Here is a 24,300-nt window from a genome sequence, read left to right on the forward strand (position 1 = left end):
CCCTCAGTCGAGCACCGAAGGGTCGGCGTCGATCATCAACTGCTTCATTTCTTCAAAGTGCTGCCGCGAAAAGTCCGCGATACCTTCCCAGCCGCGTGCGGTTTTCTCCGCCACGTCATCCGACAACACCCGCAACGGTTGCCCGGTGGACCACGCCGTCACCAGGATCTGGCAGGCACGCTCCAGGGTCCAGATATCGTCAAAGGCCTCACCAATGGACGCAGCCGTGACCATCACGCCATGGTTGCCCATCAGCAGGCGGCTCTTGCCGTCGAGCAGCGCGGCCAGGCGCGCGCCTTCGGCTTCGGTGTCAGCCATGCCGCCGTACAGCTCGTCCACGGCCACGCGGTTGAAATAGCGCGCGGTGTTCTGGTCAATCGCCGGAATGTGCGGTTTGGCCAGGCACGCCACCGCCGTGGTGTAGACCGGGTGCAAGTGCAGCACGGCGCGGGTTTGCGGCAGCAGTCGGTGGATCTGCCCGTGGATCGACCAGGCGGTGGCGTCCACATGCGGGTGGTCGGCGCAGGCCGGATCGTCGGCGTTCAACAGCAACAGGTCGCTGGCGCGAATGCGCGAAAAATGCTTCCACTTCGGGTTAAGCAAAAACTGTTTGCCGTCGGCCGATACCGCCGCGCTGAAATGGTTGGCCACCGCCTCGTGCATGCCCAAGTGGGCAATGATGCGGAAGGTTGCCGCCAGGTCGATGCGCGCCTGTTCTTCAAGGGATAACGCCATGAATCTGTCTCCGCAAGGCGCGACCGCAAGGCTGCGGCCGCGCAATAGGCTTACTTGGGCATCAACGCTGCGATGTCGGCATCGGTCGGCGCTTCAAAGTTGTATTTCTTGAGCAATGCCGCGTATTCCGGGGTCGCGCGGTACTTTTGCAGCCCGTCGAGCAGGGCTTTTTTCACCTCGTCGTTGCCCTTTTTCACGCCGAAGCCGTTGAGGACCGGGTAGATCAGCGTGTCGGACGAAATCACCACGCGGCTGCCGAGCTTGTCGACCACACCCCGCGCCACGGCGGCATCGGTGATCTGCGCTTCAACGGCGTGGGCCAGCAACGCCTGGGTGGTTTGCGGGTCGGTGCTGTACTCACTGATCGCAATCGGTTTCAAGCCCTTGGCCACGCAGTACTCATCCGACAGTTTGTGCATCTGCGCCAGCCAGGACGTGGCGCCCATGGAGCCGATCTTGTGGCCGCAGAACTCTTCCGGCTTCTTGGGTTGGAACGCACTGTCCTTGAGGGTCAGGATCGACTCGCCGCTTTTCAGGTAAGGGATCATGTCGATGACTTTGACCCGCTCCGCGGTGATGTACATCGACGAGTTGGTCACATCGAACCGCCCGGCCTGCAGGCCGGTGATCAGGTTGGGGAAGCGCGTGTCGAGGGTTTCGACCTTGCGCCCCATGACCTTGCCCAGGCCGTCCATGAACTCGATATCAAAGCCTGCCGGCGTGTTGTTATCCATGTACTCGTACGGGAAGAAGGTCACGTCGGAACCGGCAATGATCTTGCCTTCCTGCTGGAACGCCGAAGCCGCCAACGAGGTCAGTGCAACCGCGGCGCCCAACAGGCACACGGCAAGAGGGCGAAGACTTTTTTGAGACGCTGTCATGGTCATTACCTGCAAGGGGTTTAGGGGGTTAGGCAGTCGCGGAGTCTTGGCCGGCCTGTTGCACAAAGAACGATGCGCCACGGGGTTTCTGAGGCAGGCGCAGGTGGTTGTCGGTGGAACGCACCAAGCCACTTTCTTCACCGGCCACCAGCAGGCCGGCGTGTGCACTGGGCAGCGGGTTTTCGCCGAATGGCAGCGCGTCTTCAGCGGCGTAGACGCTGATGAACAGGGTGCGCGGCAGTTCGGTCTCGTTAGGGCTGGAAGCATGTAGAAGGCGCGTGTGCATAAAGCACACGGAACCGGCCGGGCCGTAGCAGGCGACCGGTTGCTGGCAATGCTCTTGAACCACGGCATCGTCCACCGAGCCGGTAAAACGCTGGTTCTGCCAGTGCGACCACAACGGGCCTTTGTGGCTGCCGGGGATCACATTCAGTGGGCCGTTTTGCGGGGTCACTTCGCTGACCATCAGCAAGGCAGTGACGATGTCGTCGTTGCTGTGCGGCGTGAACAGAAAGTCCTGGTGCCACTTCACCTGCGTCGCGGTGTGCGGCAGTTTGGAGTTGATCTTGCTGTGGTGAAAACGCGCGCCGCCAGCGCCCACCAACTGCGCGGAAATCGCCGCCATCCGCGAGTGCAATGCCACGCGCTCATACGCCGGGGAAATCTCGGTGGGCGAACTCACCCGGCGCAACGACGGGTGATCGGCGCGATGATCGCCTTCCAGGTCGAAGCGCGCGCGGCCATCCACGGTGGCACCCCAGCCCTGGTCGTGGCTGCGGCTCTCCTCTACCCACTGGTCGAAGTCATGTTGCAACGCGGCCACTTCGTCCAGCGACAACACGCCCTCCACCACCAGGAAGCCGTCGCGCTGGAATTGTTCGATTTGAGCTTGCTCGATCATTTTGTGTGAGTCCTGAACATTAACGAGATCACGCCAGCGAGACGTCCTTGAGGAACGCCTCCACGCGTGGGTTGTGGCCGCTGCGCAGGGCCTGGGGCGTGTCGTCGCAGACCACGCGGCCCTTTTCCATGAACACGATGCGGTCGGAAACCTTGAAGGCGAAGTTCATCTCGTGGGTGACGATCACCATGGTGATGCCCTCCCCGGCCAGGGCTTCGATGACCTGCAGCACTTCGTTGACTTTCTCGGGGTCGAGCGCCGAGGTGGGCTCGTCGAACAGCATGATCTGCGGGCGCATCATCAAGGCGCGGGCGATGGCCACACGTTGCTGCTGGCCGCCGGACAGCTGGTGCGGGTACTTCCAGGCGTGGTCGAGCATGCCGACCTTGTGCAGCAGCGCGTAGGCCTGTTGCTTGAGCTCATCGGTGCGCCCCAGGCGATGGTATTTCGGCGCCATCAGCAGGTTGTCGAGCACGCTCAAGTGCGGGAACAGGTTGAAGCTCTGGAACACCATGCCGATGTTCAGGCGGTGCTCGGCGTGCTCAATAAATTGAGGTTTCTGCGCGCCGACTTTGTGCAAGTGAATGAACGGCAGGCCGTTGATATGAATCTCGCCGTTGTCCAGTTGCTCCAGGCCGTTGAGCAGGCGGATCAGCGTGGTTTTACCCGACCCGGACGGCCCGATCACCGACACCACCTCACCCGGCTGCACCTGCAGGTTGACCGAGCCCAGCACTTCAATGTCGTTGTAAGCCTTATGCAAGCGGGCGGCTTGCAGCGCGGCGACGCCAGTGTTGGCCGGGCGCTCCGCCGCCGTGCGTTGTTGGGTAGCCAATGCCAGCACCGCCGCATCCGGCACGCGGGACACGTTGCGCTGGTTGACGTCGAGAAAGCGCTCCAGGCGTTTGAGCAGGAAGTCGAACACGGTGACGATAAACACGTAGAAAAACGCCACCGCCGCCATGGTTTCGATCACCAGGAAGTTCTGCGAATACAGGCGCTGGCCGACCATCAAAATCTCGGTCAGCGAGATCACCGACACCAGCGAGGTGAGCTTGACGATGGAGATGTACTCGTTGGCCAGCGACGGCAACGCCACGCGCAGCGCCTGGGGGATCACCACGCGCCACTGGGTGCCAAAGAACTTCAAGCCCAACGCCCGCGCCGCTTCGCCCTGCCCTTTGGGAATCGAGAGCAAACCACCACGGTGGATTTCGGCCACGTACGCCGTCTCGCAGATCACCAACGCCAGCAGGCCGGACCAGAACGGGTCGGCCAGCACGGCCGAGGTGCCGGGCAGCGCCTGGGGCAGGTTGTAGATAAAGATCAGCAGCACCAGCAGCGGCAGGCTGCGGAACAACCAGATATAGCCTCGGGCCGGGACGCTGAGCAGCCCATGTTTGGATTGTTTGGCCAGCGCCAGCAGAAAGCCCAGGGCAATACTCAGGACCCAGGTCAGGGTGCTGAGCTTGATTACCGTCCACGTCGCCCGCCAGAACTCGGGATCGGCGAGCAAACCAAACATGTAGTGCCAGTCGAATGTCATCGTCGCGGTGCCTTGCTGAAAAGAAATTGATCTGCATCGATGGGATGAGAGTCGTGGGGACGGGGGTGCAGGGTCAATTCGTAAAACCCGGCTCACTGGGTAGGCAGAACCTATGCAACCCAAAAACACCAAAACTCCACTGTGGGAGCTGGCTTGCCTGCGATTGCGGTGCATCAGCTGGCACATCAGGCACAGACAGACCGCTTTCGCAGGCAAGCCAGCTCCCACATTTGATTGATTTTGTCCTTGACGTCGCAGGGTCAGGCCAAAAGGGTGCACCACCGAGCAAGTGGCGCAGCCCACGCCACCTTTTGGTGCATCCTCAGCTCACACCGCTCAAGACCCGAACCGCATGCGGGTCAAAAAAGCTCGGCGGCGCCATACCGGGGATGTACTGATCGGACACAAACATCCGGCAGCGCTCGGCAAACGCCGACACCACACGCGACAGCTGGGTGTTGCTCGCCGTGGCGTAGCCCAGCCGCATCGGCCGGTGCGAGCCCGCCAGGCGCAGGCGAATCACGCGTTTGCCATCCTGGGACACATTGGATTTGGGCCGCGCATTCGCGAAGGAATAGCCAATGCCATTGCCGACCATCGCGCGCACCGTTTCAAGGTTGGTGGAGCGCATGATGATGTTGGGCGTGGTGCCCGCCTGCATGAACAGGCTGAGGAAATAGTCGCGGCTCCAGGGCGTGTCGAGCAGCACCACCGGATACGCTTCAAGGTCTTGCATGCTCACCGCCGGCAAGCTCGCCAGCGGGTGATACTCGCCGACCATCACGTACGGCGGCAGGTGCGCCAGGGCTTGGAAGTCGATGTCGGGGCTGGTCACCAGGTCGTAGGTCAGGGCGATATCCAGCTCGCCGCTGCGCAGTTTTTCCAGCAACTCCTCGTGGTTGCCTTCGGCCTGGGTCAGCCGTACGCCGGGGAAGGCGCGGCCAAAACCAAACACCAGTTCGGGGGTGATCATTGGCGCCAGCGACTCCAGGCAACCCACCCGCAAAGGCCCGCGCACAGTGTTCAACGACTCCGAGGCGATGGTGTAGAGGTTGGTCATCTGCTCCAGAATCAGCTTGGCTTCCTGCATCACCTGGCGCCCCACCGCCGTGAGCGAAATGCCCTGGGCGTGATGGCGAATAAACAGCTGGATGCCCAGCTCCGCTTCCATATGGGTGATGGCGGCCGAGATCGACGGCGACGACACATGAATGCGTTCAGCCGCAGCACTGATGCTGCCCGCCTCTCCTGACGCCACGAAATACTCCAGTTGACGCTGAGTAATACGACTGAGCATTACGCCTGCCCCTCAACAATGACTGTACGCGGGGTGTTGCAGGGTTCGTGCCGGGTCAGCCGCGAACCGATGACCTGCACGGGCTTCGGTTTTTCCTAAGCACTACCGCGCACAAATGCTGGTTTCGCGAGTTCCGGGGCGATGTGAAGCTTGTTGTATCCCGCTTCCGATGAGTTGCCCGCCATGCCGACCCACACCCGCATCCGCATGTTCAACACCAAACAGACCTACCCCAACCAGGCGCTGGACAACGACTTGTGCCAGGCCGTGCGCGCCGGCAACACCATCTATGTGCGCGGCCAGATCGGCACCGATTTCGACGGCAACCTGGTCGGCCTCGGCGACCCGCGCGCGCAAGCCGAGCAGGCGATGAAAAACGTCAAGCAACTGCTTGAAGAGGCCGGCTCCGACCTGTCGCACATCGTGAAAACCACCACGTACCTGATCGACCCGCGTTACCGCGAGCCGGTGTATCAAGAGGTAGGCAAGTGGCTCAAAGGCGTGTTCCCGATCTCCACCGGGCTGGTGATTTCCGGCCTGGGCCAGCCGGAATGGCTGATGGAAATCGACGTGATTGCCGTTGTGCCGGATGACTGGGCCGTATGAGGGCGGTGATTGCCCGTGAGCCGGGCGGGCCTGAGGTGCTGCACGGCGTAGAGCGCCCGGTGCCGACACCCGAAGCCGGCGAAGTGTTGATTCGCGTGGTCGCTGCAGGCGTCAATCGCCCGGACCTGATGCAACGCAGCGGCGCACCGATTCCGCCTGGCGTCACCGACGTGCTCGGCCTGGAAGCGGCGGGCATCGTCGTCGCGGTAGGCCATGGCGTGGATGAGTTTGCCCCTGGCGACCGCGTGATGGCGCTGCTCAACGGCGGCGGCTACGCCGAGTACTGCGTGGCACAGGCGGCGCACTGCTTGCCGGTGCCGGTGGGGTTATCACTTCAGGATGCCGCTGGCGTGCCGGAAGCGGCGTTCACCGTGTGGCACAACCTGTTTGAACTGGGCCGCCTGCGCAGCGGCGACAGCGTGCTGATCCACGGCGCCGCCAGTGGCGTCGGCAGCTTTGCCGTGCAGTGCGCGCATGCCGCCGGGGCGCGGGTGATTGCCACCGCCGGCGGCGCGCAGAAAGTCGCGATGCTGCAAGCGCTTGGCGTGTGGCGCGCGGTGGATCGCCACGTTGAAGATTTCGTCGAGGTAGTGAACGACTGCACCGAAGGGCGCGGCGTGGACGTGGTGCTGGATAACGTCGGCGGCCCTTATGTCGCGCGCAACCTCGCCGCCATGGCGATGGGCGGGCGGCATGTGAGTCTGTCATTCCTGCAAGGCGCGAAGATCGAGTTGGATTTACAGGTCTTGATGCGCAAAAACCTCAGCCTCACCTCCTCCACTCTGCGCCCTAAAAGCCACGCCGAAAAAGCCCGTTTGGCGGTGTGCATTCGCTCGCGTTTTTTACCCTGGCTCGCCTCCGGCCTGGTGCGCCCGCAGATCCACACGCAGCTGCCACTGCTGCACGCCGCCGAGGCCCACCGGCTGCTGGAGGCCAACGCCAATGTCGGCAAAGTCGTGCTGACCGTCGCGCAATAACCTGGAGCGCAAGCCATGCACCATCGCGTGTTTTTCCTCAATGGCCCTAACGCCAACCTGTACGGGTTGGACAAAAACGGCACCTATGGCAGCGAAAGTTTCGCCAGCATCCAAGCACGCTGCCAACGCCACGCCGCTGAGCTGGGCCTGACCCTGGACTTTCGTCAGAGCAACCACGAAGGCGTGCTGGTGGACTGGATACAGGAAGCGCGACTGAACGCCGACGCCATCGTGATCAACGCCGCCGGGCTCACCTACAGCTCGGTACCGATCCTCGACGCGCTGCTGGCCTTCGACGGCCCGATCATCGAAGCGCACATGAGCAACATCTGGAAGCGCGAGAGCTTTCGGCATCACTCCTACGTGTCCAAGGCGGCTACCGGCGTGATCGCAGGGCTTGGGGCGTTGGGTTATGAGCTGGCGCTTACGGCGGTGGCCACGTTGTTGAAAACCCAATGAACCGCCTCACCGCAGATCAACTGTGGGCGCTGTCGAGCTTTAGCGAGGCGGCGAAGGGATCACCGCAGTGCACCTGATTACCCGTGCACCTGCATCGCAAACTGGCTGACGCAGCTACCCGTCGAAAAAAATCAGGCTGAAAAAGCGTGTATTCAGGGTGCATCAGTGATGCATCGAGAATGACGCTGCTGGTGATTGCCCCATGGGGTTTGGATTTTCCTAACCTCTGCCTTCAAAAAGCATAATTTCGCTCCTTCCACTGCGTGATCACACTGAGGCTGTCGATGCTTGCGCGTCGCCCAAACCGACCGAGGTCGTTCACTTTTAGGAAACGCACATGTCAGTGGAAACAATCAACACCCTGGTAGTGGGCGCAGGCCAGGCCGGCGTCGCCATGAGCGAGCACCTTTCCCTGATGGGTGTGCCGCACTTGGTGCTGGAGCGCAGCCGCATCGCCGAACGCTGGCGCTCGGAGCGCTGGGACTCGCTGGTCGCCAACGGCCCGGCCTGGCACGACCGCTTTCCCGGGCTGAAATTCGAGGGCATTTCCCCCGAAGCCTTCCCGCCGAAAGAGCGCATGGCCGACTACTTCGAAGCCTACGTCGAGAAGTTAAAGGCCCCCGTGCGCACCGGCGTGGAAGTCCAACGCGTGGAACGCCACGTGGGCCGCCCCGGCTTCAAAGTCACCACCTCCGCGGGCATCATCGAAGCCGCGAATGTGGTGGCGGCCACCGGCCCGTTCCAGCGCCCATCGATCCCCACCATCGTCCCGGCCGCCGCGCCCGTGCACCAACTGCACTCCTCCACCTACAAAAACCCTGCGCAATTGCCCGAAGGCGCCGTGCTGGTGGTCGGCGCCGGCGCCTCCGGCTCACAAATCGCCGAAGAGCTGCAAAAGGCCGGCAAAACCGTGTACCTCTCGGTGGGCGAGCACTACCGCCCGCCCCGCGCGTACCGCGGCCGCGACTACTGCTGGTGGCTCGGCGCGCTGGGCCTGTGGGACGAAGTCAAAATTCAGCCGAAGAAAAAGCACGTGGCCTTTGCCGTCAGCGGCTATGAAGGCGGTAAGACCGTGGACTTCCGCCGCCTGGCGCACCAGGGCATCCACCTGGTCGGCGTCACGCGCGCGTGGAACGAGGGCGTCATGACTTTCGAACCGGGCCTGGCCGACAACGTGGCCGAAGGTGACCGCGCCTACTTTGATGTACTGCGCGACGCCGACGCCTACATCGAGGCCAACGGCTTGCCGTTCCCGTTGGAGCCCGACGCCTGGAAATTGCTGCCCGACCCGGAATGCCTGGTTAACCCGACCCTCAGCCTGGACCTGGCCGAGGCCGGCGTAACCACCATCCTCTGGGCGACGGGCTTCAAGTTTGATTTCAGCTGGTTGAAGGTCGATGCGTTTGACGAAAAAGGCGAGCCGTTTCACAAGCGTGGGATTTCGGCGCAGAGCGGGATTTACTTCCTCGGCCTGCCGAATCTGGTGAACCGCGCGTCGTCGTTTATCTACGGGGTTTGGCACGACGCGAAGTACGTGGCCGACCATATTGTTTTGCAGAATGAGTACATGTCCTACACCAAGCCCTGAAACAGCAAAGTCCGAGGCGACAGCGCCTTGCTCCGTTGCCTACGCTTGCGTCAGAATCCGCCGGCTTGTGCGCTTGGGTGGGCGTCTCTAAGGTTGCTCGGTCGCTGAATACTCAGTGATCGGGTTTAGTAGCTCGGGGTTATTCCAGTCAGCGCACAAGCTTCATCTGTCGGACGGTCTAGTCCGTGCTCGATGGTGGCTGTGTGCAGGGCGTCCTCGGGCGCGCCGGCTTTCTTGGAATTCCCCGGTCTACTAACCTGCGCACAGCTGCCACCCCTTTGTTTAGTAGCTCAGAGGTGACGGCCCTAAAGTGGGAAATTCCAAGATATGTTCAAAGTCACACCCAACCCTCCGAACGAGCCGGACCTGAAGCTGAACCAGGCGGCGCATCGCGCGATTGATCGCTATCTCAATCCAGAAACTGACTCACCTTTACCACCGACAGGCTTGTTCAGCGTTGCCGCCGATGCCAGCAACGAAACCCTGATCACCAACAGCTACGAAACCTTCTCCTCAGTGACCGCCTTGCTGCTTGACCTGTCGGAGGACCTGACCGGGAAACAGCGCGATGTGGCGCTGGCGATTCACCAGTTGAGCGAGCTGGGGGTTTTGTTGATGGACAGGCTAATGGAGCGGGAGGCTGCTGTAGCGGGTAGCTGAGCTTTCAACTGTATGACCCGAATAAACAACCGGGCTTACTCGCGAACATGTCGGGCCGGCAAATATTGATGTCGACTGACCCGCCGCTTTCGCGGGCAAGCCCGCTCCCACAGGGGTTCTGCGCTTGACTGATGGGTAGTGGGGAACAGGCCACCGTTAAAGGCGTGGCCTGCCGCCTGTTCTGTCTAACGCAACCGAATACACGGCAACCGATACCGCACCTCGACCAACTGCACACCGCCCCTCTCAAGCGTGCGCTCACTGCCCGCCTCCTCAACACAGCCTACCCGGCGATAAAACCGGACAGCCCTTTCATTACGGGCCAACACCCACAGCGTTACCTGTTCAAACCCTTGCTCAGCCAAATACTGTAAGCCCGCGTTCCACAACGCCAGCCCGACGCCCGTGTGCCAGTGCTCAGCGACCACGTAGATGGCCATCACTTCACCTACGTTCTGCGCAGCAGCATCCTCATCACGGCTGGCGCCGACGGATACCCAGCCGACTACCTGCTTGTTCACCTGCGCCACCCATACTGTTGATTCGCCCGATTCAATCGAGGCCATCCAAAATGATTCGCGCCTGGCCAACGTCGAGCTCAACGCACCCAAGTAGTCGGCGGGCATCAGCTCGCGATAGGCGTCCTGCCAACTGCTGATGTGCACCTGGGCAATCGCCCTGGCGTCGGCGGGTGAGGCATGACGAATCATCGAAGCGTTCCTTGTTCGGATATCAAGGGGTTAGCGTAAGCCGGCCTCGATGACGATTTTGCGATGCACAGCCCCTCGTGCCATCCATACACACTACGGGCCAGTTACGCCGCGCGCCGTAAGATGCTGACGGACGTAATAATTGTCGAATTCACTGCTTTCGACGAATTGGAAACCATGGCGGGTATAAAACCGGTTCGAGGCGCTTTCTTTGAGAGCACCCACTTTGATCGGCAGTGCAGCCGCGTCCGCTTCTTTGAAAATAAGAGCAAGCACCGCAGCACCTACCCCTGCCCCTTGCGCACTCGGCCTCACGTATAGGTGGTCGAGCACGAGTTGATCGGGATAGTGCTTGACCACGACAAAGCCGACCCGGTCTCCAGCCACCTCAATGTAACGGGTGTTGTGGGCTTCGAAGCCGCTGACAAAGCGCTCACGCGCCCGCACCGGATCAAACCGCCCGACACGCTCCAGACTGTCGCGCATCGCCTCGATTCGAATGGCAACCAAGTCGTCCAGGTCGCCGGGTTGAGTGAGGACTAACCTGACGGGGGCGTTTTGATCGCGTGTGATGGGCATGACGTTGCACTCTACATAGGCGCAGGAGTAAGACCACGTTAATACGGTTTCCCGAAGCGTGGTCTACCTTGTTTTTTTAAGCGCATCACAGGCTCAGGCGCGCTTGGGCAACTTCCAATTCGGCCGGATGAAGTGGCAGGTATAGCCATTGGGTATGCGCTCCAGATAATCCTGATGCTCTGGCTCCGCTTCCCAAAACGGCCCTGCGGGTTCTATCTCAGTCACCACACGGCCTGGCCACAACTTGGAGGCATCCACGTCGGCAGCAGTGTCTTCGGCGATGTCGCGTTGCTGTTCGCTCAGGTAATAAATCGCTGAACGATAGCTTGGCCCAAGGTCATTGCCCTGGCGGTTAGGCGTGCTGGGGTCGTGGATCTGGAAAAAGAATTCGAGAATCTGCCGGTACGTGATCACCGCAGGATCAAACACGATCTCAATCGCTTCAGCATGATTGCCGTGGTTGCGATAAGTGGCGTTCGGCACATCGCCGCCGGTGTAGCCGACTCGCGTACTGAGTACGCCGGGGTAGCGCCGCAACAGGTCCTGCATGCCCCAGAAGCAGCCGCCGGCAAGAATCGCGGTTTCGGTTTGGTTGGTCATGGTCTGCCCTTGTGCTGAATGAGTACCGGGATAGTTATGGGGCTGCGCTGGGCAATAGCAAGGGTGAACGTCGGGTTGCGCTCGCCTCACTCATAAAATTCCCGGCCAGCAAAATGGCCGCACAGCGCTGCGCAGCCGTGAGGCAATGGTTCATACGCCCCTGCGCGCGGACATCCGCATGACTTCAAAAGGCCGCCATTTCGTCATATTTCTGCAATGAAACCATGCGATTTTTTGTCGGCGGAAATAGGACACAACAGCCAGTTCTAGAACGCTAAACCGCTGTTTTAATTATGGAAAATGGATTTTAAGGAAAGCCGATGTCGATGTTTTGTCAGATTATGGATAAATCTGAGAGTGGTGGGTGCGGGTGCAAGATCCCATCCAGCGTGTTAACGAAGATTCTGTCGCAAACTGCAGCAGCCAATACGGTGTCGGATGACAAAGTGGTATTGGGCTTTGAGTCTTCTGACGATTGCGCCGTCTATGACGCAGGTGAAAAATACCTTTTATTCACCACCGATTTTTTCTCCCCGATAGTTAACGATCCTTATGTCTTCGGCCAATTGGCAGCCAGCAATGCTGTGAGCGATATCTTTGCTTCAGGCGGGAGTCCGCTGATTGCCAACTCGATCATGGCGTTCGACCCGGAACTGGTGTCGGCCGAGCAGGTAACGCAGATGATCCTGGGCGCCCAGTCGGTGATGAACAAGTTCAATGTGAGCATCGTCGGTGGCCATACGATCAAGAACAGCCAGCCCTTGTACGGCTTCTCGATCATTGGTGAGGTGGAAAAGCACCGGTTGAAGAAAAATAACACCGCCAGGGCCGGAGATTTGCTGGTCATGACGCGTCCGATCGGTGTCGGCATCCTCGCCAATGCCCTGAAGACCGGCGTGATTGAACAAGAGGATATTGCCGCGTCGACGCTTGCCCAGATCACCGGCGATAACGCGTTTGGCCGCACGCTGAGCGAAAGCCCTGAAGTCAGCAGTTTGACTGATATCACCGGGTTCGGCTTGATCGGCCATATCAGTGAGATGGTCGGGCTGGGGCAACTGGATGTTGACCTGGACACGAGCGGTCTGGTTTTTTATGACGGTACAGAGTCATTGGCGGTGGCGGTGACGTCGGCTGACAGCGGTATTTTTTCTAACCTTAAAAAGTACGCGCAGAACGTGGAGTACCTGGCTGATCTTCCCTTGGCTAGAAAGTTTCTGTTGCATGACCCGCAAACGAATGGCGGGTTGCTGTTCACGGTGAGTGCCGAAGGGTTTGAAACGAACCGTCGGGCGTGGCAGGCGCTTTGCCCTGATCTGATTGTTATTGGTCGGATGAAGGAAGGGACCGGCAAGATCAAGGTCTGCTGAGATGGTAGCCATGACAATCTACCCGGTCATGGTCGGTGTGGGCGTGATGGCGGGTTTCATGTCAGGTCTGTTCGGTATCGGTGGGGGCATCATCGTGACGCCCCTGTTGGTGCTGATTTACCCGATGTTGTCCGGTCAGAAACTGCCGATTGAAGTCGTGACGGGGCTGTCTTCCGCACAGGGCTTCTTTTCGTCCCTCGTGTCGTTCGCGCTGCACCGCATCAAGTTTCAGCCCGATTGGCGAGTGATCAGAAGCTTTGCCGTACCGATGGCTGTCGCCAACTTTTTTGCCTCGCTGAATGCTGATGCCTTCAGCGAAAACTTCATCCTGTTCATCTTCGGCCTGCTGGGGTTGATGTCGTTGTTGGTCACGTACCTGTTCCGTAAACCGGTGGCCCTGTTGTGCAACCATCAATCGCTGTCGTTGCCACTGATAGGGCTGGTGCTGGGCGTATTGTGCGGGCTGGTTGGACAGGGTGGCGGGTTCATCTACCTGCCTGTGCTGATCAGCTTGTTTGGTCTGCAGATAAAGCAGGCCATTTCGACCTCGGCGCTGATCGGTATCATCGGCGCAAGTGGGGCGTTATTCGGCAGAGTGGGTTCAACCATGGATTTTCTCGGCTACACCGGTGAGTTGGTACTGGGGATATTGGTGGGGGGTTTGCTCGGTGCCATGCTTTCTCATCGGCTGGACTCGAGGCACCTGAAACAGGCGCTGAATGCTTTCGTTTTGCTGTGCTCGCTCCAGCTCATGCTGCGCGTGCTTATTTGACCTGTGAGTCTCTGTTCGCACCTGCGAGCAGCATCCTGAATGACATAAAAAAGAAACCTGGAAGTGTTTGATATGGATATTGCTGTGGATGCAGTTTATGCCGACGTCTGTGGGTCGGCTCCGGTTTCAATGGGTGTGAGCAACATGCTTCAGGCGTTGTTTTCGACCCGCCAATGCGCCAACCCCAATGCCAATCATGCCCTGGGCGTTGCGTTGCTCGAACGCGTCGAACGGGCGCGTGGCAGCATCGCCAGCCTTTTGAACGTGGACGCCGACTGCCTGATTTTCAACAGCGGCTCCAGTGAGGGCTGTGCCCAGGTGTTTCATGGTTTTTTCGATCGCTACAAACATGAGCAACCCTTGGTGTTGTACTCCGCGATCGAACACGCCTGCACCCTGCAGAACATAAACCGCTACGGCCTGGAAGGCCTGCAAGCCATAGCGATCGGGCATCAAATGAACGGACTGCTCGACACCGACCAATTGGAGCAGCTGCTGCGTGCCCATGCAGGTCGCCCGACATTGGTTTGCGTTATGGCCGTGCATAACGAAACCGGCGTGATTCAACCGATCGAAGACATCGCCCGACGAGTGAAGGCTGGAGGTGGTCTGCTGTTTTCGGACATGACCCAGGCCATCGGCAAAATCCCTGTGGACCTGCACGCATCCGGCGTTGATTTCGCCATTGCGTCAGGACACAAGTTCGGGGCGTTGCCCGGTGCCGGTTTTCTGTACGCCAGAAGCCGTTACGGATTGTCGCCATTGATCGTTGGCGGCGGCCAGGAAGGCGGGTTGCGCGGTGGTACTCAGAACTATCCGGGCATTCTTTCGATTGAAACCGCGTTGCAGGAAAAACAGCACACCTACGGCACCGGCAAAGTCGCGGTACAACAGAGCCGGGAAACGTTTGAGCGTACGCTGCAAGCGATGCTGGGCGAAGTGGTCGTGATCGGTCAGCAAGCACCGCGTGTGCCTTGTGTGAGTTTTGTTGCATTGCCAGGGGTCAATACAAAAAAACTGCAGTGGGCCTTGAACACACAGTCGATCTACATCACCGGTGGGTCGGCATGCTCGGACAAGAAACTGAGCCTGTCCAACACGGTTACACAACTGGGATATCCCGACCGGATCGCCGGGGCCACGGTGCGCATTTCCATCGACGAAGCACAGTGTCAATTCGCCTATGAGCGGATTCTGGAGGGCATCGCCCAAGCGCTGAAGCTGTCTTCGACTGTACCGGCAGCTCACACTGTGACCCACGTGTTATGAGGGTGGTGACCTCAGGCTCGGCGTACCTGGACATCGACGCGTATGCCTGCTGCATTGCGTACGCCGAGCTGTTGAATCACCAGGGCGTTGATGCTCGGGCCGTCAGTAGCGCCCCGCTCAATGTCAGCATCTCCAGGACCGTGCTCGGCTGGCAATCATCTCTGGACGATTACCGGCCGGGAGCGGGTGATGAGTTCGTGTTGGTGGATGTCTCCGACTACCACCATTTCGACCCGCTGGTGGTGCTTGAGCAGGTGGTGGAAGTCATTGACCATCACCCAGGCTTTGAAAACTATTGGGCGCAGAAGCTCGGACCTGCGGCAGACATCCTGCCGATCGGCGCAGCAGCAACGCTGATTTTTCAGCGCTGGGAAGCGGCAGAGCTGGTGCCGCTGATCAGCGAAAAAAGTGCTGCGCTGCTGGCCACGGCCATTTTGGACAATACCCTGAATTTCACCGGGCAGTTGACCACCCAAGCGGATATCCGGGCGTATGAAGTCCTCGCAGGGCGGGCGAAGCTGGAGGCCGACTGGCCCGAGCGGTATTTCTCCGAGTGTCAGGCTACTGTCGAATCAGACCTGATTGGCGCGTTGGCGGTTGATGTGAAGCGGCTGAAAGCCGAGAGCAACCTGCCGCAGGTTTTCGCGCAGCTGGCGGTATGGGATGCCAGTGCGCTCATCCGAACGCATCGTGCAGCGATCGGTGACTGGCTGGCGGCGCAGGGTGAAGACTGGCTGTTGAACGTCATCAGCATCCGCGAGTGCAAAAGCTACTTTCTGGCTGAGCCCTTGGTCAGCCAACAGAAGTTGAGCCATTTGCTGTCGATCGAATGGCAGGCCGCAATGGCGGTGCTTGAGCCCGCGCTGCTACGCAAGGAACTGTTGAAGCTGGGGTTGGCCGCGTCTGCGTTGTGAGTAAACCGCAGCTGGTTTTGTAGTCGCGTCGAAGGGCTGCTTTTGGGCGACAGTAGCCGCTATGACACACCACTTCCGGCCAAGCCAGTGAACCACTTCAACCCTATCTGTGAGCAAAACCAAAATACCCCGCACTTCAACCAAAGGCGGGGCGTTCTCTCCAGCATCGGCGTGGCCGCGGTCGACACTTAGGCTTCGACGGCGTGGGTCAGTGCGTCCATGCCGGTGGCGGCGCACAGGGCAATGCCCATTATGTTCACGGAGGGACTGGGAGCAGCGCTTCACCCATTTCATGGGGACGGCAGCAAAACCTGATTTGCGCAGACCCAGACCCGCACGGATGGTTATGATGCTTCGCTGATCAACAGCCCTCACCCACCCTCCTGTGCAGGAAATGCAAAATGAGCATTGATTGGATCAACTTCACGCCTTGGACTTCACTAGGCGCAGGCGCCTTGATCGGGCTGTCCGTCAGCGTGTTTGTTCTCGCCAATGGCCGAGTCGCAGGTATCAGCGGCTTGCTGGGAAGCGTGATGCGGTTTGGCAGTGAGGGCTGGGGCGAGAAAGCGTTGTTTCTTCTTGGCCTGGTGATTGCGCCATTGCTGTGGGGGCTGTTTAGCGTGTTGCCACAGATCGAGATCACGGCACAGTGGCCGGCCTTGGTGATGGCGGGCCTGCTCGTCGGCTTGGGAACCCGGTACGGCTCCGGCTGTACCAGTGGTCACGGCGTGTGTGGGATCTCTCGATTGTCACCCCGCTCCCTGGCGGCGACTGTGTGCTTTATGGCCGCCGGCTTTGCAACGGTGTACCTCATCCGCCATGTGCTGGGGGTTTGAAGCTGATGCTCAAGTTGACCGCATTTCTCGCCGGGCTGATCTTCGGCCTGGGCCTGCTCTTGGGCGGCATGGCCAACCCCGCCAAGGTGTTGGCGTTTCTCGATGTGGCCGGGGCCTGGGACCCGTCACTCGCCTTGGTGATGGTCGGGGCCATCGCCGTGGCGGTTATCCCTATGGGTTGGGCACGCAAGAACAAGCAGTCCTTACTCGCGGCGCCCATGCAGTTACCTGTTAACCGGGAGTTGGACGTGCGCTTGATAGGGGGCAGCGTGGTGTTCGGTATTGGCTGGGGAATGGCGGGTATCTGCCCTGGGCCAGCGGTCGCCATTCTGTTTACCGGGCACTGGCAAATTCTCATCTTCGTAGTGGCGATGCTGGTGGGTATGTATGTGTTTTCCAGCCTGGAAGGCCGGCGCACGTCTTGATGGGGTTGACCCCGATTTTTATAGACTGGTAGATATCAGCCCTGACCCTATTCGCCGTCATCGAACCGCTGGGGTAAGCTTCGCGCCAGAGGCTTCCCCCAGCAAGGAGAATAGACGGCGATGGGCTTGTTCAGTCGATTGTTCGGCGATCGCTTCACACAACCCCCACCCGATGAACCACGGTTGAGCGATGCCGCGATTATGCGTGAGCTTTATCCATTCGGTGCGCAACTGAAAACGTTCACCCAGGCCCTGTTGGCGCGGCTGCCTGACAAGGAACGTGCGCGTCTCGTGAGAAGGGTGTCGCGCTATTACAACCTGGGTGAAGACCCGGCCACCGCGTTGGTCAGTGGTCTTTTGGACGCTGAGAAAGGCCAGTTACTCAATAATCTGGTTCTCATGGCCGTGGACGTGCACGGCGTCGATGATTTCAAGTACCTGGCACCGAAACTGGTTGAAGCCAGCGGTATTGACCAGGTTTATGCCTACAAGCTGGAAGAGACGCCATCACTGATGCAAGTGCTGATCGATTTCGATCAATGGCTGACCGGGTTCGGGAAGCGCTTTCTGCATGTGGATACAGGCGGCTCCGATTATGTGGGTTGCATCATTGAGCAAGACTGCGTCGAAAACCTGATCGCGCTGGCCAAGCAGGCTGGCATCGACGCACGGCTCGATCCCTTTTGAGACACGTTGGCTGACCGCCAATGAACCAGGCTGTGTGAAAACACCCGCCGAGCAGCTCAAAACCTGCGGTTTAAAACAGAGTAAAAACGGGGTCAGACCACGTTTTATAATAGTGGTCTGACCCTATTGTTCTCTTCATCGGGTAGAGCATGTGCCTTCCATCTGAATCGACCAAAACAACAGAGTATTTCTTGTAAAAACGGGGTCATAAAAACGGGGTCAGACCACCTTTTATAATAGTGGTCTGACCCTATTCTTCTCCTATTCTTCTCTGAGTCGTTTTCAGCCGTTCGCGATAGACAGCAATCGGCCAGAAGCCGTCACTCAATCTACAAAATCAGGGGCGGTTCACTGCGCCTCCTCCAACAGCCAATGCGCAAATGCCTGGATGGGCGGGCGACTCAGCTCAAGGGGTTCAGGTAACACGAGGCAAAACGTCTTGGCGACATTCTCCTTCTGCGGCCATGGGGCAACCAGCCGGCCCTGCGCCAACTCCGCCTCCACGTACATCCGCGGTACGAGTGCCACACCCAGGCCAGCCAGTGCTGCCTCAATCAACATCGCATGCAAGTCGTAGCGTGCGCCCATCGCTGGGTTACTTAGGACAATTCCGGTTTCCTGGGCATAGCGCTGCCACGCATCCGGGTTCTGTCGTCGGTGTAATCGCGGCAGTGAATCCAGCGCCGTTGCCTGCTTTCCCTGCTTCAGTAGGACAGGATGACAAACCGGAATTAACACTTCGTTCAACAAGCGATGCGTATGCATGCCTGTCCAGGCCGGGTGCTCAAAATGGATGGCTGCATCAACACCACTACCAGCAAGTACGAACGGCTCCATGCGTTCCGAGAGGTGTACGCAGATATTCGGGTGTTGCTGGCTAAAGCCAGATAAACGAGGGATGAGCCAGCGCAAGGCAAAGGTCGGGCTGACGGCGATATCCAGACTTGCACCGTTCTCGGGCTGGCCCATCAAATACTGGCTGTCCCTGTCTAGACGATCGAGCAGTTCGCGAACTTGCACCGCGTATCGCTCACCGTTAGGCAAGAGTCGCACGCGGTTGCCCACGCGCTCGAAAAGGGTGACTCCCAGAAAGACTTCCAAGCGACCTATTTGCCGACTGATTGCGCCCTCGGTTAACGCCAACTCATTGGCGGCGCGGGCAAAGCTGCCATGACGGGCTGCTGTCTCAAAGGCAATCAGCGCAGCGTTACTGGGTAGCTTTCGACGCATGGTCCTTTCCTTGAGTCAAGATAACCAACTTGATGTTAAGTCACTGATGGGTGCCGAAAATTCGTTTTATCAGGTATTACCACACCACTAGCATGATGAAACATCAATCTATGTGGTGACTTTATGATTTACACAGTCGAATGCAACTACGCTGAACCTGACAGCGAAGCCGAGTGGAATGAGTTTTACACCCTGGAAAAACTGCCCGCGCTGATTTCGGTGAGCGGTTTCAGCTCTTCACAGCGTTTCAAAGCCTTGAGCGGCAATTGCCCGGCCTACTTGGCCTTGCATTCCGTTGAGACGCTCGCTGTATTGCAGAGCGAAGAATACCGCGTAAAGGGAGGTGGCAATTTTTCTCGCTGGCATTCTCACATCACTGATTGGAAACGCAACCTCTATGCCGCAGAAGGCCGTGCAGTTGCCGTGGGCGCGGACGAGTTCCTGTTGATCAGTGAACAAGGCCCTCACGTACTGATTGAACTAGGCCTTACACCTGTAGCACTGCACGCCTTTGCGTTGGACAAGTCTCCTGCACACCGTTGGCTGGCCAAACTGGATTGCACTCAGGCCAAAGCCAACGATCTGCAGGGGCTTAATGTCTATCGCGCCATGACGGAGCAGCTACAGTCATGAATAAGGCAGAAATACCTAACTGGAGGCTCCCCAGCCAGCAAGTCGGTGAGTTTTCGATCACAGCCATCAGCGACGGCTACTTGGGAGCGAACCTGGATTTTCTCGCCAACATCGCTCCCTCGGAGGCGGCCCGACTGCAGTTAGCCGCCGGAATCAGGGAGCCTGCGTCGATCCATATCAATTGCTATCTGGTACGTGGGCGTGGCCGAACGATTCTGATCGACGCCGGCGCCGGTGGATTCAATCACTGGGGCGGCGAGTTGCTGACGCATCTTGCACTGGCCGGAGTGCAGCCTGCCGACATAGATACGGTTCTGTTGACTCACGCGCACCCCGACCACGTAGGTGGCTTGTTAAACGCAGAGGGAGACATGGCCTTTGGTAATGCTGAGTTGGTTGTGCATCAGCGAGAGCTAGCGTTCTGGGAGGACGATGGTCACCTTGGCAAGGCCAGTGAACGTGCGCGTGGAAACTTTCTGTTTGCACGAAGGGTGTTCGAACGGTACCGGAAAAATCTGCGCCCGTTCGCCACCGATGATGTCTTGCCGGGCATCAGCGCGATGCCATTGCCTGGGCATACCGTCGGGCATTGCGGCTACCGATTTGAGTCCGGTGCACGCAGCTTGCTGATATGGGGCGATATTGTTCATTTTCCTCAGATTCAGATTGCGCGCCCCGATGTCACGATTGCCTTCGACCAAGATCCCCTGCTATCGGCGGCCACGCGAACGAGACTGCTGGATTTGGCCAGTTCAGATAACTTGATGGTCGCTGGCATGCACTTAGGAGCGCTCGGCTTTGCTCATATCAAGCGCTCAGGGAGCACCTACGCCATTGCTTACGAAACGTGAGTCAAGTACGGGCAGCAAACTGTCTTTCGATAGTTTTTCTTCGCGGCTGAAAACTTGCCAGGAACGATAAAGGGAGCACATTTGTTTGCACGACTCTGACGTCCGCTTTTGGCCGATTGCGGCCAGACATAGGATTCAGCCCCATGATTTTACCGGCCAACAAGCCTGCGTGCTCTCTGACGGTGAGACTGAGACAGCGTTTTGTCCTCGGCGCAGTGAGCCAGGAGCGCGGTCATCGCAATGTCTACAGGAAAGCCATCCTCCAGCCATTTAAGCGCCAGTCCCGACCAATATTCGGAATGTGACGTCAAGGCTGTGATCACCAGCGGCTGCAACGCAATGTCAGTAGGTAGCGTATATTTTTTGCTAAGAGCGCTTACCGCATCTGGCAAATCGAGTACCGCCATTTCGAAAGGTTTCTCAAGCAGCGGTAATAGCCAGACATAGCTAAATTCTTCGTTCATCTTTTCCCCCGATTGCTAATGGTCGCTTTTTGCCGTAGCACAAGAGGAGGAATCAACCCAGCGCAGAACAGTGGCCGCCAATGGCGGCAATATCCGGGTGCGCCGAAAACAGACTTTATAGAAGGCTCAAGGTTGATTACCTTCGTGTTGTGAGTTCAGGCGTCCAAGACCGTAGTAGTTCATGAATTCGCGCATAGTCGGTGAAAGCGTCTCTTGTGAAGCAATCTGCCAGAATTTTCTTTCCCCAAGAACCGGCTCAAACCGCTTGATGAGTTCCTGCGCTGTATTGTGATGGCCAACACGCAGCCAGTGCCTGAACATGTATTCGTTTTCCTGCCGCGATAGCTGTGCTGCTTGGATTAGTCTGAGTGAGTACCGAAAGTTCAGTGGCCATAATTGCTTTAGAAAATCGAGTCTCTGAGCGTTTGGAAGGCCCACTAACCACTGCTTCACATCCTTATCCACCTGAGCATTACTAGAACGCGACGCCACCTGCCCCAGTGTGAAACGAGAGTCGTCCATGGTGTGCAAGGCCTAAGCGTATAAGGGAAGGTCACATTCTGTCCTATGCATAGGAATAACGGGCAGCTTATTTTTACGCTATTGACCGATTGCTGCCCCTCCGTAAAGGGCAGCTTTGGGTCGAGAGCAGCCTATCTCGCAGCGCATACCACCATAAGCCAACAGCCCCCGTGAAGCCAAAACACCTCGACCAGATAGCAAACGCTTCACACCTATAACTCTGGTAAAAGCACTCCAACCAAACCCCATCTTTCTCGGAACCTCGCCATGCCGCGCCTTCTCCCCCTTCTGCTCTCGCTTTTACCCAGCCTGGCCTACGCCCTCCCCGCCCTGAAAGACACCACGCTCTACACCACCACCGTCCACGACTGCGAGGACGTTAATCTGGCCACCTGGCAGCATCCCACCCGCGCGTTGCTGGAGAAGAACAACTTCCAGCTCGAACGCATCCAGCTGTGCAACGGCGGCCATTACCCGATTTTCCAGGTGCAAGCGCCCTACGACCCGCGCGGTCAGACCAAGGATTTTTTCCTGCCGTTGTATGAGCACATGCGCAAGGCCAACGGTAAATGGCCTTACGCATTGGTCGACAGCAGCGACGCGGTGGTGGTGTACGTCAGCTACCCGAAAGACGATGAGATCTCCCTGGATTACGAGGGTTTCGAAGCGCCGTAGAAGCGCGTTTCAATCATTGCAGGCGGCCCGGTAAGGGATGCATTGCGAGGGCATTTCAGGTAATGATGCGCCACCCAAATCAAGGACGATAAAAACAATGAAAACCGCGCTGCGCGCCCTGTTGCTGCTGTGCCTGTCCACGCCCGCCTTCGCGGCCGAAAGCCCGGTGGGTTTCAAGACCGCCACGCTGCCCGATACCACACACCAGCGCCCGCTGGAACTGGTGGTCTGGTACCCCGCCACCACCACAGCCCAACCCGAGCTGATCGCCGACAACGCGGTGTTCATCGGCGCCCTCGCCGTGCCCGACGCGCCACCGGCTGCCGGCGAGCATCCGTTGGTGGTGCTGTCCCACGGCTACGGCGGCAATTGGGGTAAACAGGTGTGGCTGGCCAGTGCCTTGGCGCACGAGGGTTATATCGTGGCCGCGGTCAATCACCCCGGCACCACCACCAAAGACCGCAGCCCGCGAGCCGCCGCGCAACTGTGGCTGCGCCCGGCCGACCTGAGCCGCGCTATCGACGCGGTTTTGGCTCAGCCGCAGCAATTTGGCGCCGTCGCACATAACCGGATTGCTGCGGTGGGCCACTCCCTCGGCGGCTGGACCGTGATGGAAATCGCCGGGGCACGCTTCGACCCCGACCTGTTCAACCGCGACTGCGCCGACCACCCGAAGTTGGGCGGCTGCATCGGCTACCAGCAGATGAACCCCGCCGCCACGCCCGCCGGCAAGGCCCAGTTGGCCGCTGACTTGAGCGACAAACGCATCACCGCCGTTGTGTCACTGGACCTTGGCCTGTCGCGAGGCTTCACCCGCGCCAGCCTGGCCGCACTGCCGGTGCCGGCGCTGGTGATTGCCGGGGGCGTGCCAACCGAGGACATGTCGCCTGAATTGGAATCCGCCGACATGGTCAAGCGCATGCCAACACCCTCCACGCAGTACGTGGAGATCAGCGACGCCACGCACTTCAGCTTTATGTCGATCTGCAACCCGGGTGGCATGGCATTGATTGAAGAGAGCTCGCCGGGCGATGGCATGATTTGCCGGGACGGCGAAGGGGCGCGGCCACGGGCGGTGATCCAGCAGCAAGTGGTGGCGCTGATTACTGGGTTTCTGGCACGGCCCATTCACCCTTAACCAAGACGTTTGGACAGGCAATGAATAGCCCAATCAATCTGCTCTTCGTGTGCAGCCGCAACCAGTGGCGTAGCCCTAGCGCAGAGGCCATCTGGCGCCGTCGCCCCGGCTTCAATGCGCGCTCGGCGGGCACCAGCCCGAATGCGCGCAAAACCATCGGCGCCGCGGATATTCGATGGGCAGATGTGATCTTCGTCATGGAGCGCAAACACCTGCATCGCCTGCAGGCAGACTACGCGCGGTTGCTTGAACACAAGCCGCTTTACTGCCTGGATATTCCGGATGACTTTCGCTACATGGACCCTGAACTGATGGAGCTGCTTGAAGACACCGTCGCGCCTTATCTCAACACCTAGGCGTGGTGCACTGGCCCAACCTATGCAACAGCCGTGGCCCGGTCACCTCGCAGCGCCGGGCCATGTGAAGCGTGATCAGAACGGTTTAGTCGGCAAGTACTTACCATCCAGGGTGATCACCGCGCGCGAGCCGCCGTCCGGGTCTTCGACCTTCTTGACGTCCAGCTTGAAGTTGATCGCGCTGATGATGCCGTCGCCAAACTTCTCGTGAACCAGTGCCTTGAGCGTGGTGCCGTAGACCTGAATCATTTCGTAGAAGCGGTAGATGGTCGGGTCGGTCGGGACGCCGTTGCCGATGCTGCCGCGCACGGGGATGGTTTGCAGCAGCAGCACGGCGTCCGCGTCGAGGCCCAGGGTGTTGGCAACGGTTTGGGCGGCGTCGGCCGGCAGTGGGTGTTGGCCGAGCAAGGCGGCGGTGACAAAGGCTTCGTGCAGGCCGGTGCCTTCGGCGATCTGGGCGAACGACAGGTCTTTGCGGGCCTTGGCCAGCAGGATGACGTCAGTCAGGGCAAGGCGAGTGTTCTGGCTGATTTGTGACTGGATCATGGGGTTATCTCCGTGGTTAAAACTGTGGGTAAAACGGCTGATGGGGAAAGCGCCAACGCTCAACTGTGCGAGC

Annotated in this window: 29 protein-coding genes; 17 read left to right on the forward strand and 12 right to left on the reverse strand. The window is 59.1% G+C overall.

Annotated features, from left to right (window positions below):
- Positions 1 to 3: 3 nt before the first annotated feature.
- The 5 genes from NTD89_RS11950 to NTD89_RS11970 all read right to left on the reverse strand — a co-directional run bounded on the left by NTD89_RS11950 (position 4) and on the right by NTD89_RS11970 (position 5,360).
- On the reverse strand, positions 4 to 735 hold the full coding sequence (locus NTD89_RS11950; RefSeq protein WP_145158619.1) for a class II aldolase and adducin N-terminal domain-containing protein: 732 nt from the start codon (positions 733 to 735) through the stop codon (positions 4 to 6).
- A 50-nt stretch (positions 736 to 785) separates the two neighbouring features.
- Entirely contained in the window at positions 786 to 1,616 is an 831-nt protein-coding gene (locus NTD89_RS11955; protein WP_145158621.1) for an ABC transporter substrate-binding protein, read from the reverse strand.
- Between the two features lie 28 nt (positions 1,617 to 1,644).
- On the reverse strand, positions 1,645 to 2,517 hold the full coding sequence (locus NTD89_RS11960) for a phytanoyl-CoA dioxygenase family protein (RefSeq protein WP_242195337.1): 873 nt from the start codon (positions 2,515 to 2,517) through the stop codon (positions 1,645 to 1,647).
- A 28-nt stretch (positions 2,518 to 2,545) separates the two neighbouring features.
- The gene (locus NTD89_RS11965) at positions 2,546 to 4,063 is read right to left on the reverse strand and encodes an amino acid ABC transporter permease/ATP-binding protein (protein ID WP_262207833.1); all 1,518 of its coding nucleotides are present in this window, start codon (positions 4,061 to 4,063) and stop codon (positions 2,546 to 2,548) included.
- A 322-nt stretch (positions 4,064 to 4,385) separates the two neighbouring features.
- Positions 4,386 to 5,360 (reverse strand): LysR family transcriptional regulator, encoded by a 975-nt coding sequence (locus tag NTD89_RS11970; protein ID WP_145158627.1) that lies wholly within the window; start codon positions 5,358 to 5,360, stop codon positions 4,386 to 4,388.
- A 183-nt stretch (positions 5,361 to 5,543) separates the two neighbouring features.
- Here NTD89_RS11970 and NTD89_RS11975 point away from each other — a divergent pair, with 183 nt between their 5' ends.
- From NTD89_RS11975 to NTD89_RS11995, 5 genes are all read left to right on the forward strand, one after another.
- Positions 5,544 to 5,966 carry a RidA family protein gene (locus NTD89_RS11975; protein ID WP_253397581.1) on the forward strand — a complete coding sequence of 141 codons (423 nt, stop codon included), beginning with the start codon at positions 5,544 to 5,546 and terminating at the stop codon, positions 5,964 to 5,966.
- Complete coding sequence (locus NTD89_RS11980; RefSeq protein ID WP_262207839.1) at positions 5,963 to 6,943, forward strand: NAD(P)H-quinone oxidoreductase; 981 nt, start codon at positions 5,963 to 5,965, stop codon at positions 6,941 to 6,943. Before NTD89_RS11975 ends, NTD89_RS11980 begins: the two co-directional genes overlap by 4 nt.
- Positions 6,944 to 6,958: 15 nt before the next feature.
- Positions 6,959 to 7,402, forward strand: a complete 444-nt coding sequence (locus NTD89_RS11985; RefSeq protein WP_262207841.1) for a type II 3-dehydroquinate dehydratase — start codon at positions 6,959 to 6,961, stop codon at positions 7,400 to 7,402.
- 337 nt (positions 7,403 to 7,739) lie between these two features.
- Positions 7,740 to 8,990 carry a flavin-containing monooxygenase gene (locus NTD89_RS11990; protein ID WP_262207843.1) on the forward strand — a complete coding sequence of 417 codons (1,251 nt, stop codon included), beginning with the start codon at positions 7,740 to 7,742 and terminating at the stop codon, positions 8,988 to 8,990.
- Between the two features lie 327 nt (positions 8,991 to 9,317).
- Positions 9,318 to 9,650, forward strand: coding sequence for a DUF6124 family protein (locus tag NTD89_RS11995; protein ID WP_262207845.1), 333 nt, complete (start codon positions 9,318 to 9,320; stop codon positions 9,648 to 9,650).
- A gap of 185 nt (positions 9,651 to 9,835) precedes the next feature.
- Here NTD89_RS11995 and NTD89_RS12000 read toward each other — a convergent pair whose 3' ends face one another.
- The 3 genes from NTD89_RS12000 to msrA form a co-directional block, all read right to left on the reverse strand.
- The gene (locus NTD89_RS12000) at positions 9,836 to 10,360 is read right to left on the reverse strand and encodes a GNAT family N-acetyltransferase (protein WP_262207846.1); all 525 of its coding nucleotides are present in this window, start codon (positions 10,358 to 10,360) and stop codon (positions 9,836 to 9,838) included.
- A 93-nt stretch (positions 10,361 to 10,453) separates the two neighbouring features.
- The gene (locus NTD89_RS12005; protein ID WP_262207848.1) at positions 10,454 to 10,939 is read right to left on the reverse strand and encodes a GNAT family N-acetyltransferase; all 486 of its coding nucleotides are present in this window, start codon (positions 10,937 to 10,939) and stop codon (positions 10,454 to 10,456) included.
- Between the two features lie 93 nt (positions 10,940 to 11,032).
- Positions 11,033 to 11,539, reverse strand: coding sequence for a peptide-methionine (S)-S-oxide reductase MsrA (gene msrA, locus NTD89_RS12010; protein WP_145158649.1), 507 nt, complete (start codon positions 11,537 to 11,539; stop codon positions 11,033 to 11,035).
- A 320-nt stretch (positions 11,540 to 11,859) separates the two neighbouring features.
- Between msrA and selD the strand changes: the two genes are divergently transcribed.
- The 7 genes from selD (at position 11,860) to NTD89_RS12045 (ending at position 17,812) form a co-directional block, all read left to right on the forward strand.
- Positions 11,860 to 12,909, forward strand: coding sequence for a selenide, water dikinase SelD (selD, locus tag NTD89_RS12015; RefSeq protein WP_262207851.1), 1,050 nt, complete (start codon positions 11,860 to 11,862; stop codon positions 12,907 to 12,909).
- 10 nt (positions 12,910 to 12,919) lie between these two features.
- Positions 12,920 to 13,681, forward strand: a complete 762-nt coding sequence (locus NTD89_RS12020; RefSeq protein WP_262207854.1) for a sulfite exporter TauE/SafE family protein — start codon at positions 12,920 to 12,922, stop codon at positions 13,679 to 13,681.
- Positions 13,682 to 13,753: 72 nt separating this feature from the next.
- Positions 13,754 to 14,950: a cysteine desulfurase family protein gene (locus NTD89_RS12025; RefSeq protein ID WP_262207855.1), complete on the forward strand. Its 1,197-nt coding sequence runs from the start codon at positions 13,754 to 13,756 to the stop codon at positions 14,948 to 14,950.
- Positions 14,947 to 15,864, forward strand: a complete 918-nt coding sequence (locus NTD89_RS12030; RefSeq protein ID WP_262207857.1) for a DHH family phosphoesterase — start codon at positions 14,947 to 14,949, stop codon at positions 15,862 to 15,864. The genes NTD89_RS12025 and NTD89_RS12030 overlap by 4 nt, the downstream gene beginning before the upstream one ends.
- 401 nt (positions 15,865 to 16,265) lie before the next feature.
- Complete coding sequence (locus NTD89_RS12035; protein ID WP_262207860.1) at positions 16,266 to 16,700, forward strand: YeeE/YedE family protein; 435 nt, start codon at positions 16,266 to 16,268, stop codon at positions 16,698 to 16,700.
- A 5-nt stretch (positions 16,701 to 16,705) separates the two neighbouring features.
- Positions 16,706 to 17,125, forward strand: a complete 420-nt coding sequence (locus NTD89_RS12040) for a DUF6691 family protein (protein WP_262207862.1) — start codon at positions 16,706 to 16,708, stop codon at positions 17,123 to 17,125.
- Between the two features lie 120 nt (positions 17,126 to 17,245).
- Positions 17,246 to 17,812 carry a hypothetical protein gene (locus tag NTD89_RS12045; RefSeq protein WP_262207864.1) on the forward strand — a complete coding sequence of 189 codons (567 nt, stop codon included), beginning with the start codon at positions 17,246 to 17,248 and terminating at the stop codon, positions 17,810 to 17,812.
- A 348-nt stretch (positions 17,813 to 18,160) separates the two neighbouring features.
- On the opposite strand, the gene NTD89_RS12050 is transcribed toward NTD89_RS12045, so the two are convergent.
- Entirely contained in the window at positions 18,161 to 19,042 is an 882-nt protein-coding gene (locus NTD89_RS12050) for a LysR substrate-binding domain-containing protein (RefSeq protein ID WP_145158665.1), read from the reverse strand.
- A 123-nt stretch (positions 19,043 to 19,165) separates the two neighbouring features.
- On the opposite strand from NTD89_RS12050, the gene NTD89_RS12055 reads away from it, so the two are divergent.
- Complete coding sequence (locus NTD89_RS12055; protein WP_262207866.1) at positions 19,166 to 19,675, forward strand: sugar ABC transporter; 510 nt, start codon at positions 19,166 to 19,168, stop codon at positions 19,673 to 19,675.
- Entirely contained in the window at positions 19,672 to 20,526 is an 855-nt protein-coding gene (locus tag NTD89_RS12060) for an MBL fold metallo-hydrolase (RefSeq protein ID WP_016704671.1), read from the forward strand. The genes NTD89_RS12055 and NTD89_RS12060 overlap by 4 nt, the downstream gene beginning before the upstream one ends.
- Before the next feature lie 149 nt (positions 20,527 to 20,675).
- Here the strand turns inward: NTD89_RS12060 and NTD89_RS12065 are convergent, their stop codons facing one another.
- Together NTD89_RS12065 and NTD89_RS12070 are read right to left on the reverse strand one after the other, a co-directional pair.
- A complete protein-coding gene (locus NTD89_RS12065) occupies positions 20,676 to 20,990 on the reverse strand; it encodes a hypothetical protein (RefSeq protein WP_145158671.1) in 315 nt (104 codons plus the stop codon).
- A gap of 126 nt (positions 20,991 to 21,116) precedes the next feature.
- A complete protein-coding gene (locus tag NTD89_RS12070; protein WP_262207870.1) occupies positions 21,117 to 21,512 on the reverse strand; it encodes a hypothetical protein in 396 nt (131 codons plus the stop codon).
- A 267-nt stretch (positions 21,513 to 21,779) separates the two neighbouring features.
- Between NTD89_RS12070 and NTD89_RS12075 the strand changes: the two genes are divergently transcribed.
- The 3 genes from NTD89_RS12075 to NTD89_RS12085 all read left to right on the forward strand — a co-directional run bounded on the left by NTD89_RS12075 (position 21,780) and on the right by NTD89_RS12085 (position 23,681).
- On the forward strand, positions 21,780 to 22,187 hold the full coding sequence (locus tag NTD89_RS12075) for a hypothetical protein (protein WP_262207871.1): 408 nt from the start codon (positions 21,780 to 21,782) through the stop codon (positions 22,185 to 22,187).
- 97 nt (positions 22,188 to 22,284) lie between these two features.
- Positions 22,285 to 23,325, forward strand: coding sequence for an alpha/beta hydrolase family protein (locus tag NTD89_RS12080; RefSeq protein WP_262207873.1), 1,041 nt, complete (start codon positions 22,285 to 22,287; stop codon positions 23,323 to 23,325).
- Between the two features lie 20 nt (positions 23,326 to 23,345).
- Positions 23,346 to 23,681, forward strand: a complete 336-nt coding sequence (locus tag NTD89_RS12085; RefSeq protein WP_262207875.1) for a low molecular weight protein tyrosine phosphatase family protein — start codon at positions 23,346 to 23,348, stop codon at positions 23,679 to 23,681.
- 75 nt (positions 23,682 to 23,756) lie between these two features.
- Here the strand turns inward: NTD89_RS12085 and cynS are convergent, their stop codons facing one another.
- Positions 23,757 to 24,227, reverse strand: a complete 471-nt coding sequence (gene cynS, locus NTD89_RS12090; RefSeq protein WP_145158681.1) for a cyanase — start codon at positions 24,225 to 24,227, stop codon at positions 23,757 to 23,759.
- Positions 24,228 to 24,300 lie beyond the last annotated feature (73 nt).

Origin of the sequence: Pseudomonas sp. 14P_5.3_Bac1 (assembly GCF_025466135.1) — a bacterium.
GTDB lineage: Bacteria > Pseudomonadota > Gammaproteobacteria > Pseudomonadales > Pseudomonadaceae > Aquipseudomonas.

Bases quoted from the DNA above. Each gene is read 5' to 3' on its own strand.
- NTD89_RS11950 (WP_145158619.1), bottom strand. From the start codon at position 735: ATGGCGTTATCCCTTGAAGAACAGGCGCGCATCGACCTGGCGGCAACC.
- NTD89_RS11955 (WP_145158621.1), bottom strand. From the start codon at position 1,616: ATGACAGCGTCTCAAAAAAGTCTTCGCCCTCTTGCCGTGTGCCTGTTG.
- NTD89_RS11960 (WP_242195337.1), bottom strand. From the start codon at position 2,517: ATGATCGAGCAAGCTCAAATCGAACAATTCCAGCGCGACGGCTTCCTG.
- NTD89_RS11965 (WP_262207833.1), bottom strand. From the start codon at position 4,063: ATGACATTCGACTGGCACTACATGTTTGGTTTGCTCGCCGATCCCGAG.
- NTD89_RS11970 (WP_145158627.1), bottom strand. From the start codon at position 5,360: ATGCTCAGTCGTATTACTCAGCGTCAACTGGAGTATTTCGTGGCGTCA.
- NTD89_RS11975 (WP_253397581.1), top strand. From the start codon at position 5,544: ATGCCGACCCACACCCGCATCCGCATGTTCAACACCAAACAGACCTAC.
- NTD89_RS11980 (WP_262207839.1), top strand. From the start codon at position 5,963: ATGAGGGCGGTGATTGCCCGTGAGCCGGGCGGGCCTGAGGTGCTGCAC.
- NTD89_RS11985 (WP_262207841.1), top strand. From the start codon at position 6,959: ATGCACCATCGCGTGTTTTTCCTCAATGGCCCTAACGCCAACCTGTAC.
- NTD89_RS11990 (WP_262207843.1), top strand. From the start codon at position 7,740: ATGTCAGTGGAAACAATCAACACCCTGGTAGTGGGCGCAGGCCAGGCC.
- NTD89_RS11995 (WP_262207845.1), top strand. From the start codon at position 9,318: ATGTTCAAAGTCACACCCAACCCTCCGAACGAGCCGGACCTGAAGCTG.
- NTD89_RS12000 (WP_262207846.1), bottom strand. From the start codon at position 10,360: ATGATTCGTCATGCCTCACCCGCCGACGCCAGGGCGATTGCCCAGGTG.
- NTD89_RS12005 (WP_262207848.1), bottom strand. From the start codon at position 10,939: ATGCCCATCACACGCGATCAAAACGCCCCCGTCAGGTTAGTCCTCACT.
- msrA (WP_145158649.1), bottom strand. From the start codon at position 11,539: ATGACCAACCAAACCGAAACCGCGATTCTTGCCGGCGGCTGCTTCTGG.
- selD (WP_262207851.1), top strand. From the start codon at position 11,860: ATGTCGATGTTTTGTCAGATTATGGATAAATCTGAGAGTGGTGGGTGC.
- NTD89_RS12020 (WP_262207854.1), top strand. From the start codon at position 12,920: ATGACAATCTACCCGGTCATGGTCGGTGTGGGCGTGATGGCGGGTTTC.
- NTD89_RS12025 (WP_262207855.1), top strand. From the start codon at position 13,754: ATGGATATTGCTGTGGATGCAGTTTATGCCGACGTCTGTGGGTCGGCT.
- NTD89_RS12030 (WP_262207857.1), top strand. From the start codon at position 14,947: ATGAGGGTGGTGACCTCAGGCTCGGCGTACCTGGACATCGACGCGTAT.
- NTD89_RS12035 (WP_262207860.1), top strand. From the start codon at position 16,266: ATGAGCATTGATTGGATCAACTTCACGCCTTGGACTTCACTAGGCGCA.
- NTD89_RS12040 (WP_262207862.1), top strand. From the start codon at position 16,706: ATGCTCAAGTTGACCGCATTTCTCGCCGGGCTGATCTTCGGCCTGGGC.
- NTD89_RS12045 (WP_262207864.1), top strand. From the start codon at position 17,246: ATGGGCTTGTTCAGTCGATTGTTCGGCGATCGCTTCACACAACCCCCA.
- NTD89_RS12050 (WP_145158665.1), bottom strand. From the start codon at position 19,042: ATGCGTCGAAAGCTACCCAGTAACGCTGCGCTGATTGCCTTTGAGACA.
- NTD89_RS12055 (WP_262207866.1), top strand. From the start codon at position 19,166: ATGATTTACACAGTCGAATGCAACTACGCTGAACCTGACAGCGAAGCC.
- NTD89_RS12060 (WP_016704671.1), top strand. From the start codon at position 19,672: ATGAATAAGGCAGAAATACCTAACTGGAGGCTCCCCAGCCAGCAAGTC.
- NTD89_RS12065 (WP_145158671.1), bottom strand. From the start codon at position 20,990: ATGAACGAAGAATTTAGCTATGTCTGGCTATTACCGCTGCTTGAGAAA.
- NTD89_RS12070 (WP_262207870.1), bottom strand. From the start codon at position 21,512: ATGGACGACTCTCGTTTCACACTGGGGCAGGTGGCGTCGCGTTCTAGT.
- NTD89_RS12075 (WP_262207871.1), top strand. From the start codon at position 21,780: ATGCCGCGCCTTCTCCCCCTTCTGCTCTCGCTTTTACCCAGCCTGGCC.
- NTD89_RS12080 (WP_262207873.1), top strand. From the start codon at position 22,285: ATGAAAACCGCGCTGCGCGCCCTGTTGCTGCTGTGCCTGTCCACGCCC.
- NTD89_RS12085 (WP_262207875.1), top strand. From the start codon at position 23,346: ATGAATAGCCCAATCAATCTGCTCTTCGTGTGCAGCCGCAACCAGTGG.
- cynS (WP_145158681.1), bottom strand. From the start codon at position 24,227: ATGATCCAGTCACAAATCAGCCAGAACACTCGCCTTGCCCTGACTGAC.